Raw genomic sequence first — 11,930 nt, 5'->3', positions numbered from 1 at the left:
ACGCCGCGGGCCGCCTCCCGGACCACACCGCGGGCCCGGAACTGGTCGAGGAGTTCCGCACCTGGGCCACGCCGGGCGCGCTGAACCTGGCGTTCCTGCTGTCCGCCGCCCCGCTCACCCTGCCGCTGATGCGCTGGCTCCAGCAGCATCTGCTGCCCGCCACCGGCCCCGCCCACCTCGCCGAGGTGTTCCTCTCCGATCTGCTGGTGCGCACCACGGACCGCCGCCGCGGGGAGGACCCGGACCAGGTGGTGTACGCGTTCCGCGACGGCGTACGCGACGAACTGGCCGCCGGGCTCACCCGCACCCGCGCCTACCAGGTGCTCACCACCCTCATCCGGGCCCCCGAGGCGCTCGCCGCGCCCTTCGGCGGCTCCCTCGACTTCCGGGTGCTGGCCGCCGACCCCACGGGCCCGCTCACCCTGACCGGCGGCCGCGCGTTCGCCAGCGTGGCCGCCTCGGTGCTGGGCGGTCTGGGCGGCGAACTCGCCCCGTACGCCAAGGCGATCCACGCGGCGCTGAGCGGCAGCCACCCGGCCGGGGGCGGGGGAGCGGCCGACGGAACCGTGTGCGTGGAGTGCGCCCGGGTCGGCGGCCGCGACGTGGTCGTGACGACGTCCGGCAGCGAGCTGTGGCTCTGGGACGTGGCCACCGGGCCACGGCAGGCTCGCCACCCACCGGGGCGACCTGGGGATCACGCCCTCGCTGCGCACCACGGCTCGGCCGCAGCTCGCGTGACGCTGTCATCGACGCACGCTCGCGCACGACTCCGGGCGCGGGCGAGCAAGGGCCCGACTGCGGTGACGTCTGGCGGCGCGACGGCCGGGCTGGCACCGCACACCCGCCCGTGCTGGCCTGCCACGACATCATGGGCCAGCGGGTCGTGGCGGTCCCCGGACCGGACGGGATCAGCCTGTTGGACCTCGACAGCGGCGCCACCTTCCTGCCCACCGTCCCGGTCGCCGAGCGCGTGAGCGCGCTGGCGCTGCTGACCGACGGCGGCCGGTCCCAGCTGTTCACCGGCGACACCGAAGGCGTCGTCCGCGGCCGGGTCCTGGAGTCCGCCGAAGTGGCCGTCGGCGGCCCGGCCCCCGCCGGGGCGCCCCGGCGGGCGGGGCGGCTCTTCCTGCTCAGCTTCGGCTTCGGCGCCGCCGCCGACCCCTCGCTGGAGCCTGCCTGCCGTCAACTCGCCCAGGCATTCGAGGAGTTCCGCTGCCGGGCCCGGGTCGCCATGGACGTCTCGGCCCGGGAGTTCCGGCGTACGGTCGAGGAGACCGCGGCCCTGCTCGGCGACGCGGACGCCCTGGTCGTCCATGTGGCGGGCCAGTCGGCGGACAGCGAAACGCTGTTCAGGACGCTGCCCACCGAAGCGACGCGGGGGCGGCGCCTGATGATCGTGGACGACTGCCCGGCCGTGCGGAGCGCCATCGTCCCGGTCTTCGGCTTCGAGGCCGTCCTCATGTCCGGGCCGCCCGAGCGGGCCCCCGCCTGGGACCTCACCCTCGCGCTCGCCGAGGCGCTGCGCCACTTCGCGGCCGGGGCGGAAGGGCACGCGCGCTACGAGCAGTTCATCTCCTTCGGGGACGTACTGGCCCTCGCCCATGAACTGACCGACGGCCGCACCTCGAACAGCGTCGTGCTGTCGCTGCGGGACAACGACGACTTCCTGCCCAACCCCCACTACGCCCCGCCCCTGTCCCCCCTCCTCGACCAGGACCCGGCGGAACCACCCGAGACACCGGCCTTCCGGCAGCTGGCGCAGTGGATCGACCACCCGTCCGCGGGCGGGCTGGCCCTGGTCACCGGGGAGCCCTGGAGCGGCAAGACGACCCTGCTGGCCGCGCTGTCCACGCGGATGCGGCGCCGCCCCGGCCGCCCCACACCGCTGGCCGTCTCCGCCCGCGGACGCGACGAGGCGGAGCTGGCGCGGGTCCTCGGGCGGGAGATCACCGCAGTCGGAGACACGGTCCCGGGCACGCCCGACGCGCTGATCGCACGGCTCCAGCGCCTCACGACCCCGCCCGTCATCGTGATCGACGCCCTGGACGAGGCGCGGTACCCCGAGACCGTCGTGGCGGGACTGCTGCGCCCGCTCCTCGAATCCGGGAGCTGCCGACTGGTGGTCGCCACCCGCCCGGGCCGCCCCATGGACCGGCTGCTGCGCGGCGTCCCCCAGTTCACCCGCATCACCCTCACCGCTTCCCCCGACCTTCAGCACCGCACCCTGCGCGAGATGTGCGACCGCGCGTTGTCCACCGCCCCCGCCTACCGCGCCGCCTCCGCCGCCCCCGTGCGCGAGGCGTTCGGCGAGGCCGCCGCCACGGCGCTCGTCGAACGGAGCCCGGTCGCCGAACAGGTCCTCATCGCCCGCGCCTACACCGGCTTCATCGCCTCCCGCGGCGACCTCCTGGAGGGCCCCGAGGAGGCGCGCTGGGTGGGTTCCGGTGTGCCCCGCACCAGCGCCGATGTCGTGGCCCTGCTGCTCGCGGACGCGCGTAACCCCTGGACCGTGCCGGTCCTCACCACGCTGGCGGCGGCCGGGGACGAGGCGCTGACCGACATCGAGATCCAGCGGCGCTGCGGACCGCTCTCGCTCTACGAGGTACGGGAGGCCCTGGCCCCCGTACACGGGCTGCTCGAATCCGTCACCGGCTCCCGGGGCAGAACGCTGTACCGGCTGGCGGCCTCGTCCGTCGCGGCGCAGATACGGCAGGCACAGGGCATCGGCCCGGCGTGCGAGCCGCCGCCCCGGCGGCTGTGGTCGGAGCCGGTCGGCCTGGGGTCTTGCCCGGGTCCGGTGGCGGCGATGGCCGCCGCGGCCGGGCCCGGACCGGCGCTCTACTTCATGGGATCGGGCACCATGCTGCTGATGCGCGCCTCCGTGGCCCCGGGCCAAGCACCCCGTGCGGTGCCCGTCGCGCAGGGACCGTTCCAGCCCCTTCCGCGGCTGCGGTTCGTCGACTGGCGAGGCCGGCGGGCGCTGGTGCGCAGCTCCCGGCATCACTGCACCGTGTGGCCGCTGACCGGTTCGGCGCACCTGGAAATCCCCAGGCCCGAAGGCATGGGCCCCATCGAGAGGTTCACCGCCACCATGAGCGTGGGCGGGCGCCCGCTGGCGGTCGCGGTGAACGAGAAGGGCGTTCCCTGGGCGTGGCATCTGGACGACCGCACCCCCGCCGGTGAGCGGTTCACCGCCGTCCCCCGGGTGCTGGGCGTCCATGGCTTCGGCCACGGTCAGCAGAGCGCCACGGAGCTGTCGCGACAATGGCTCCTGGCCCTGCGCGACGGTGTGGAGCGGGTTGGCCACACCGGCCCCCCGCCCCCCTTCGACGTGCGCGTCGCCCACTACGGCGGCGCCTTGCGCACCACGGGCGAGAAGCCCGACAACGGCAACGGCGGCAACGGCCGCGGCCGGCTGCGCCGCCTCGCGGACGCCCTCACCCGGGCCATCGGCATGCCCAACGCCCTGCTGCCCGGCATGGGGCGGGAGCTGTACACCTACCTGAACGACCCCGCGCAGCGGGCCCAGGCGCGGTACATCGTCGCCGAGGCCATCGCCGCACGGCTGCCGGACGTCGTCATCGCCCACTCCCTGGGCGGCCTCGTCGCCTACGAGGCGCTCTGGGGACGGCCGGACCTCTCGGTGGACCTGCTGGTGACCCTGGGCGCACCGCTCGGCCTCGACCTGGTCTTCAACCGGCTGGAACCCGCCCCCGTCAACGGCCGGGGCGGGCGCCCCCCGGGCGTACGGCGATGGGTGAACCTCGCGGGCACCGACGATCCGCTGGCCGTCCCGCGCGATCTCACCGAGCGGTTCGAGGGCGTCTCGGTCAATATCCAGTGCGCCGGACTGGGCCTGGACACCGTCCGCAACCAGGGCTACGGCTACCTCCACAGCGTCGAGCTGGCCACCGTCCTCTCCCAGCACCTGGGCGACGGCGACCGTGGCCGCGATAAATAGTGTGCCAAGCGAATCTGTCAGCCCAAGGGGCGCTCCGGCACCGGTACCGGCTCCGCCCCGTAGGCGGGTGGCAGATCGCAGCGGCGCCGCATCGGGCCGAGTGCCAGGATCAGCCAGCAGGACGCCACCGCCCCCGTCATGATCCACATGGTGGGGCGCAGCCCGAGGGCGTCGCCGAGGAGTCCGCCGAGCAGCGAGCCGAGCGGAATGGTGCTGTGGTTGAGCATCATCGTCGTCGCGACAACCCGGCCCAGCAGCTCGGGCGGGCAGTACCGCTGCCGGAAGCTGCCCACCACCACGTTGCACATCGCGACGCCCGTCCCCACCATGAACGCGCCGACCGCGAACAGCAGCAGTCCGGCGCCGGGCGTGGCCAGTGGCATCAGCAGCGCGAACGGGCTGGTGACCGCCTGGAGGACGAGCATCCCGCGGGCGGATCCGAAGCGGCGGCCGATGGCCGTGGCCAGCAGGGCGCCGAGGATGCCGCCGATGCTGCCCGCCATGATCAGGGCACCGACCGTGGCCTCGGACACTCCCACCGTGCGGACCAGGAACACGATCTGCACCGCCTGGTATCCCATCAGCGCCATGTTGAGCACGGCCCCGTAGGTCACCATCGGCCGCAGATAGGGGTCATGGCGGACGAAGCGCAGCCCCTCGCCGATGCGTCGGCGCAGCGTGGCCGTGGTGTCGGGGGCCGACGGAGCGGGTTCCCGGCCCCGGATCATCAGCAGGCACACCGCCGAGACCACGAAGGTCAGGGCGTCGATCAGCAGCCCGGCCACCGCGCCGAACGCCTGGGCGATCAGCCCGGCGGTTCCGCGGCCGACTACGCGCGTGGCGGCCTCGCTGCCCTGGAGCTTGGCGTTGCCCTCCAGCAGGTCGCGCTCGTCCAGCACCGCGGGGATGTACGCGTGGTACGCGGTGTCGAAGAACACCGCGGACACCCCGCACATCACCGCCACCACGAGCAGTTGAGCCAGCGTCAGGACATCGAACCAGGCCGCCACCGGGACACTCGCATACAGGGCCGCCGACACCACATCGCAGGCGATCAGCAGGGGCCGCCGCCGGACCCGGTCCACCCAGGCCCCGGCCGGGAGCCCGATCACCAGCCACGGCAGCCACACCGCGGCGGTGAGCAGCCCGACGGCGAGGGTGTCGGCCCGTAGCTCCACCACCGCGACCAGGGGGAGTGCCACCGTGGTGATGCTGGCGCCCAGCCCGCTGGTGGTCTCGCCCAGCCAGAGCAGCCGGAAGTCCCGTTGCCGCAGCACACCGAGGCGCCGTCCGGGTCTCCGGGAATCATTCGTCGTGTCCATGCCCTCTTGATACGGGGCCGGGCCGGACCCGTCATCCGAATTCCCACCGTGGTGGTGGTGCCGACCCTCCGTGAGCGCGGCCGCGCTTTATTACATCTGTATGAAACCGAGGGGGGCGATGCGTGACGTCTGTCGATGGCCGGGGTTGGTCGGGACACCTAGATTCCACTGAACCGCAACCCGCCCCACACCTGCCTTCACCGGGCTTCGGTCCTGTTCGGGGCCCCTTTTCGTGTCACCGATCGGGGACACGGCTCACTGCCGGTGACGCCTTCCGTGCGCCCCTACAGGGTGCGTCCGTGTGCGCCGCCTCCCGCCGTCATCAGAGACGAGGAACGATCATGAGCGCCCAGAAGCCGATCACCACGGACGCCCGCGCCCCCGGTGGCGCCGAATCGCCGCCGGGGGTGTCCCCGCCCGGTGCCGCGGGGGGCACCGGCTCCGGTGGCGACGACGGTCTGAAGGCCGGACTGAAGAACCGGCATCTGTCGATGATCGCCATCGGTGGCGTGATCGGGGCCGGGCTGTTCGTCGGCTCCGGTGCGGGGATCGCCGCGGCGGGGCCCGCCATTCTGCTCTCGTACGCCCTGGTGGGCACCCTGGTCGTGCTGGTGATGCGGATGCTCGGCGAGATGGCCGCGGCCGATCCGGTCTCCGGTTCGTTCTCGGCGTACGCGGACCGGGCGCTCGGCCGCTGGGCGGGGTTCACGATCGGCTGGCTGTACTGGTTCTTCTGGGTCGTGGTGCTGGCGGTGGAAGCCACCGCGGGGGCCGCCATCCTCACCGGTTGGGTGCCCGCGGTACCGCAGTGGGCGTGGGCGCTCATCGTGATGGTGGTGCTGACCGCGACGAACCTGTTCTCGGTGGGCTCCTACGGGGAGTTCGAGTTCTGGTTCGCGGGCATCAAGGTGGTCGCGATCGCCGTGTTCATCGTGGTCGGCGGGCTGGCGGTGTTCGGGCTGCTGCCGGGCTCCTCCGACGGGGCGATCGGCACCGCGAATCTGACCGGGCACGGCGGTTTCCTGCCGAACGGGCCCGGTGCCGTGCTCACCGGTGTGCTGATGGTCGTGTTCTCGTTCATGGGCAGTGAGATCGTCACGCTCGCGGCGGCGGAGTCCACCAATCCGCGCAAGGCGGTCGCCCGCGCCACCAACAGCGTGATCTGGCGGATCGCGGTCTTCTACCTCGGGTCGATCGCCATCGTGGTGACCCTGCTGCCGTGGAATTCCCCCGAGGTGAAGGCGAGCCCGTACGTGGCCGTGCTGGATCACATCGGCATCGCCCACGCCGGTCAGCTGATGGACGTGATCGTGCTGACCGCCGTGCTCTCCTGTCTCAACTCCGGCCTCTACACGGCCTCCCGGATGGCCTTCTCGCTCGGCGGCCGCGGGGACGCGCCGAAGGCATTCAGCCGCACCACCGAGCGCGGTGTGCCGGCCACGGCGATCCTCGCCTCGGTCGTCTTCGGATTCGTCGCGGTCTTCTTCAACTACGCCTACCCCGACACGGTGTTCCAGTTCCTGCTGAACTCCTCGGGTGCGGTGGCGCTCCTCGTCTGGCTGGTGATCTGTTTCTCCCAGCTGCGGATGCGCCGCATCCTGGAGCGCGAGTCGCCGGAGCGGCTGACGGTGAAGATGTGGGCGTACCCGTATCTGACCTGGGTCACCATCGGCATGATCGTCTTCGTGGTGGGCTACATGTTCACCGATTCGACCGGCCGTGAGCAGATGGTTCTGTCGCTGCTCGCCGCGGCGGTGGTGCTCGCTGTCGCCCTGGTGCGCGAGGTGCGGCGGAAGCGGTCGCCCGAGGCACTCCAAAAGGATCTGACGTAGCGTCAAAAGACCATGTGCACGCAGGATGGGCGGAGTGTCTCATTCCGCCCATGATGCGGCCATGGAAGGAAAACTGACGCGTCGTCACTTTTTAGGGCTGGCGGCCTTACAGACGGCCGCCGCCCTCGGCCTCACCAGAATCGGCCTCACCCCGGCAGCCGCCGCACAGAGCGCCGACCACACCCCCGCCCTCGTCATCGGATCCGGCTACGGCGCGGCGGTCGCCGCGCTCCGGCTGGGCGAGGCGGGCATCCGGACCCTCGTCATCGAGATGGGCAGGCTGTGGGAGGCACCGGACTCGGGCGGGACGGTGTTCTGCTCGATGACCGCCCCCGACCAGCGCTCCATGTGGTTCAAGCGCAGGACCGAGGCGCCGCTGTCCACGTTCCTGTGGCTGGACGTCATCAACAAGGACATCACCCCCTACCCCGGTGTCCTGGACCGGGTACGGCACCCGAACATGTCCGTCTACGTCGGTCGCGGGGTCGGCGGCGGATCGCTGGTCAACGGCGGTATCGCGGTCACCCCGCCCCGCGCGTACTTCCAGGAGGTACTGCCGGGTGTCGACGCGGACGCGATGTACGGCACGTACTTCCCGCGCGCCAACCGCATGCTCGGCACCGCCACCATTCCCTCCGACTGGTTCGAGGGCACGGAGTGGTACCAGTACGCCCGGGTCGCCCGCGCCCAGGCGAGCGCGGCGGGGCTGAAGACCGTCTTCGTGCCCAGCGTCTACGACTTCGACTACATGCGGCGCGAGGCCGCCGGGACCGCCACCAAGTCCGCGCTCGCCCAGGAGGTCATCTACGGCAACAACCACGGCAAACGCAGCCTCGACAAGACCTACCTCGCGGCCGCCCTCGGTACCGGCAACGTCACCATCCACACGCTCAGCCGCGCTCGGGCGATACGGCGGGCCGCCGACGGTTCGTACACGGTCACCGTCGACCGCATCGACACCACCGGCGCGGTCACCGCGACGGACGAGATCAGCTGCCGCGCCCTCTTTCTCGGCGCGGGCAGCCTCGGGACGACCGAACTCCTGCTGCGCGCCCGCGAGACCGGCACGCTGCCCGGGCTGAACGCGGAGGTCGGCCGGGGGTGGGGCGGCAACGGCAATGTCATGCTGGGCCGCGCCAACCACGTGTGGAATCCCACCGGTGCCCATCAGTCCACGATCCCGGTGACGGCCATCGACGACTGGTCCAACGCCGCCAATCCGGTCTTCGCCGAGATCGCCCCGCTCCCGGCCGGCACCGAGACCTGGGCCAGCCTCTATCTGGCGATCACCAAGAACCCCGAGCGCGGCACCTTCACCTACGACGCCGCCAAGGACGCCGCCGTACTGAACTGGACGGCCGGGCAGAGCGCCCCGGCCATCGCCGCCGCGAAAGCCCTCTTCGACCGGGTCAACGCGGCCAACGTCACCATCTACCGCTATGACCTCTTCGGCGACACCCGCGCCTTCGCCGCCGACTTCTGCTACCACCCGCTGGGCGGCTGCGTGCTGGGCCGCGCCACCGACGCGTACGGCCGGGTGGCCGGTTACCCGCGGCTCTATGTGACCGACGGATCCCTCATCCCGGGCTCCATCGGCGTCAACCCGTTCGTGACGATCACGGCCCTGGCGGAACGCACCATGGCCCGCGTCCTCGCCGAGGACGACGTGGGCCGCTGACCGACACCATGTGGTCCCCGGCGCAGGCCGTCATCGGCCCGGCGTCATGTGCTCAGCAGGGAGTCGTCCTGGACGCGGGCGCCGGGGAGCTGGTGGCGGGCGGCGATCAGGGCGGTGTCCACGTCCCGGGTCCCGGTGGAGACGCACAGCGTGTAGGCGACGTCGTCCATGCGCTGCCGGACCTCCGGGCTGCCCACGTCGGCGTGCAGGGCGTGCAGGGTCTCGTACTGCTCGACGAGATTGCGCAACACGGCGGGGTGGGCCATCAGCATGGGGGCTCTCCTCGGGTGATGGGACTGCGGACATCGGGCTGGTCGCCGATCCGTCTACCCGGTGCGCGAGACCCCATGCGCGGTCGTCGCGGTCGCGGGCGCCGCGGCGGGCGTCGGGCGCTGCCGGGGGAGGAACGAGGCGAGGACGAAGGCGAGGAGGGCGGCCCCGGCGCCGACCGCCATGACCACCCGGAAGCCGTTCTGGGCGGGGAGGGCGACGGAGCCGAGCGTGGTGGTCATCTCGGCCAGGACGACGCCCGCGACCGCGCTGGAGATCGAGGTGCCGATGGACCGCATCAGGGTGTTGAGGCTGTTGGCCGCGGCCGTCTCCGTCACCGGCACCGCCGCCATGACGAGCGCGGGCATGGCGCCGTAGGCGAGCCCGATTCCGGCCCCGATGACGCAGGAGACCAGGACGAGGTGCCAGATGGCGGACATCAGCACGATGTTGAGGCCGTATCCGGCGGAGACCACGACGGCGCCGACCATCAGCGTCACCTTGGGGCCCTGGTTCTTGGAGATGCGCGCGGACAGCGGCGCCATGGCCATCATCACCAGACCCGACGGCGCCATGACCAGGCCGACGGTCAGCATCGTCTCCCCGAGTCCGTAACCGGTGGCCTTCGGCAGCTGGAGCAGCTGCGGCATCAGCAGGGACATCGCGAACATGGAGAAGCCGAACACCGCGGAGGCGAGGTTGGTGAGCAGCACTTGACGCCGTGCGGTGGTGCGCAGGTCCACCAGCGGCCGCGCGGTGCGCAGTTCCCACCGGCCCCACAGCGCCAGCGTGACCGCCGAGACGAGGAACAGCCCGAGGGTGAGGCCGCTGGTCCAGCCCCACGTGGCGCCCTTGGAGATCGCCAGCAGCAGGCACACCAGCGCGATCGACAGACCGGCCGCCCCCGCCACGTCGAAGCGTCCGCCGCTGCGCACCGCGGATTCCGGTACGAGCCTGGCCACGAGCGCGGTGGCGAGCACCCCGAACCCGGCCGCCGTCCAGAACAGCACATGCCAGTCGGCGCGTTCGGCCAGCAGCGCGGCGGCGGGCAGGCCCAGGGCGCCGCCGACCCCGAGCGAGGCGCTCATCAGGGCGGTCGCCGCGCCGAGCCGCTCCGCGGGCAGTTCGTCGCGCATGATGCTGATGCCGAGCGGTATGACCCCGGCCGCCAGGCCCTGGAGGGTCCGTCCGACGACCATGGGGGCCAGCGAGTCGCTGAGGGCGCCGACGGCCGACCCGGCGACCAGCAGGCCCAGGCTGATCAGGAGCATGCGCCGCTTGCCGTACATGTCTCCCAGCCGCCCGATCACCGGTGTCGCGACGGCGGCCGCGAGCAGGGTGGCGGTGATGGCCCAGGTGGTGTCCGCCGCGGAGGCGTGCAGCAGAGTGGGGAGCTCCGGGATCAGCGGGATCACCAGGGTCTGCATCAGCGAGACCACGATCCCGGCGAAGGCCAGGACCGCCACGACGGCGTTCGTGCGCGGCGGTCCGGAGGACCCGGCGGGGGCGGGTCTGGGCAGGGCGTCGGACATGGCGGGGCCTCCGTCGGGAACACATTTAAATCAGCTGGTTGACTTAATGTACCGGATCGGGTTGCCTGATCACCGGACGACGCCCGGATCGGAGGCGAAGGCCATGTCACAGAAGAGGAAGGAACAGGCATGACGCTTGCGGAGTTTCCGATGGCCAGGGCGGCGGGCTGCCCGTTCGACCCGCCGCCCGCGCTGCGCGAGACGATGGAGGAGGGGCCGCTCGCGAGGGTCCGGCTGTGGGACGGCAGCACACCGTGGCTGGTGACCCGGCACGCCGAGCAGCGGACCGTGCTGGGCGATCCGAGGGTCAGCGCCGACATCACCCGGCCCGGATATCCGAGCTCGGCCCCGCTGCCCAAGGGCGGCACCGCCATCAGCTTCATCCTGATGGACGACCCCGAACACGCCCGGCTCCGGCGGATGGTCACGGCGCCGTTCGCCATCAAGCGGGTGGCGGCGATGCGTCCGGCCGTGCAGAAGATCGTGGATGACCTCATCGACGAGCTGCTGGCCGGTCCCACGCCCGTCGACCTGGTGCAGGCGTTCGCCCTGCCGGTGCCCTCGCTGGTGATCTGCGAGCTGCTCGGAGTGCCGTACGCCGACCACGACTTCTTCCAGGACAACAGCAAGGTCCTCATCAACCGCGAGGTGACGCCCGAGCAGCGGCAGGCCGCCCACGGAGCGCTGCTCGGCTACCTGGACGGCCTGATGGGCGAGAAGATCGCCCACCCCGTGGACGATCTGCTGTCCGGTCTGGCCCGGCGGATCACGGCGGGCGAGATGACCCGCGAGGAGGCGGCCCAGATGGGCGTGCTGCTCCTGCTCGCGGGCCACGAGACCACCGCGAACATGATCGCGCTGGGCACCCTCGCCCTGCTGGAGAACCCCGGCCAGCTCGCCCTGCTGCGCGAGAGCGACGATCCGAAGCTGGTCGCCTCGGCGGTGGAGGAGCTGCTGCGCTACCTCAACATCACCCACAGCGGGCGCCGCCGGGTGGCGCTGGCGGACATCGAGGTCGCGGGCCAGGTCATCCGGGCCGGGGAGGGGATCATCCTGGCCAACGACATCGCCAACCGCGACCCCGAGGTGTTCCCCGACCCCGACCGGCTGGACCTCCGGCGCGACGCCCGCCGCCATGTGGCGTTCGGCTTCGGGGTGCACCAGTGCCTGGGCCAGCCGCTGGCCCGGATGGAGCTCCAGGTCGTCTACAGCACCCTCTACCGCCGTATCCCGACCCTCCGGCTGGCCACCGATCTGGAGAAGATCCCCTTCAAGCACGACGGATCGGTCTACGGCGTCTACGAACTGCCCGTGGCCTGGTGAACCCGCCCCGGT

Annotated in this window: 7 protein-coding genes and 1 pseudogene; 5 read left to right on the top strand and 3 right to left on the bottom strand. The window is 72.1% G+C overall.

Annotated features, from left to right (window positions below; translation table 11 throughout):
- Positions 1-974: pseudogene (locus SSOG_RS05115) on the top strand (hypothetical protein); the annotation flags it as partial.
- Positions 884-3,961 carry an NACHT domain-containing protein gene (locus SSOG_RS46625; RefSeq protein WP_167542464.1) on the top strand — a complete coding sequence of 1,026 codons (3,078 nt, stop codon included), beginning with the start codon at positions 884-886 and terminating at the stop codon, positions 3,959-3,961. The pseudogene SSOG_RS05115 and the gene SSOG_RS46625, both read left to right, overlap by 91 nt.
- A gap of 17 nt (positions 3,962-3,978) precedes the next feature.
- Here the strand turns inward: SSOG_RS46625 and SSOG_RS05105 are convergent, their stop codons facing one another.
- The gene (locus SSOG_RS05105; protein WP_009713144.1) at positions 3,979-5,283 is read right to left on the bottom strand and encodes an MFS transporter; all 1,305 of its coding nucleotides are present in this window, start codon (positions 5,281-5,283) and stop codon (positions 3,979-3,981) included.
- Between the two features lie 341 nt (positions 5,284-5,624).
- Here SSOG_RS05105 and SSOG_RS05100 point away from each other — a divergent pair, with 341 nt between their 5' ends.
- Both SSOG_RS05100 and SSOG_RS05095 read left to right on the top strand, forming a co-directional pair.
- Complete coding sequence (locus SSOG_RS05100) at positions 5,625-7,115, top strand: amino acid permease (RefSeq protein ID WP_009713143.1); 1,491 nt, start codon at positions 5,625-5,627, stop codon at positions 7,113-7,115.
- A 61-nt stretch (positions 7,116-7,176) separates the two neighbouring features.
- Positions 7,177-8,793 carry a GMC oxidoreductase gene (locus SSOG_RS05095; RefSeq protein WP_039936611.1) on the top strand — a complete coding sequence of 539 codons (1,617 nt, stop codon included), beginning with the start codon at positions 7,177-7,179 and terminating at the stop codon, positions 8,791-8,793.
- Positions 8,794-8,837: 44 nt separating this feature from the next.
- On the opposite strand, the gene SSOG_RS05090 is transcribed toward SSOG_RS05095, so the two are convergent.
- On the bottom strand, positions 8,838-9,065 hold the full coding sequence (locus tag SSOG_RS05090; RefSeq protein ID WP_009713141.1) for a DUF5133 domain-containing protein: 228 nt from the start codon (positions 9,063-9,065) through the stop codon (positions 8,838-8,840).
- A 54-nt stretch (positions 9,066-9,119) separates the two neighbouring features.
- Entirely contained in the window at positions 9,120-10,595 is a 1,476-nt protein-coding gene (locus tag SSOG_RS05085; protein WP_039936610.1) for an MFS transporter, read from the bottom strand.
- A gap of 129 nt (positions 10,596-10,724) precedes the next feature.
- On the opposite strand from SSOG_RS05085, the gene SSOG_RS05080 reads away from it, so the two are divergent.
- Positions 10,725-11,918 (top strand): cytochrome P450, encoded by a 1,194-nt coding sequence (locus SSOG_RS05080; protein ID WP_009713139.1) that lies wholly within the window; start codon positions 10,725-10,727, stop codon positions 11,916-11,918.
- The last annotated feature ends 12 nt before the right edge of the window (positions 11,919-11,930 follow it).

Origin of the sequence: Streptomyces himastatinicus ATCC 53653, assembly GCF_000158915.1 — a bacterium.
Lineage (GTDB): Bacteria > Actinomycetota > Actinomycetes > Streptomycetales > Streptomycetaceae > Streptomyces > Streptomyces himastatinicus.
This window is presented reverse-complemented; position numbering and strand designations above follow the sequence as displayed.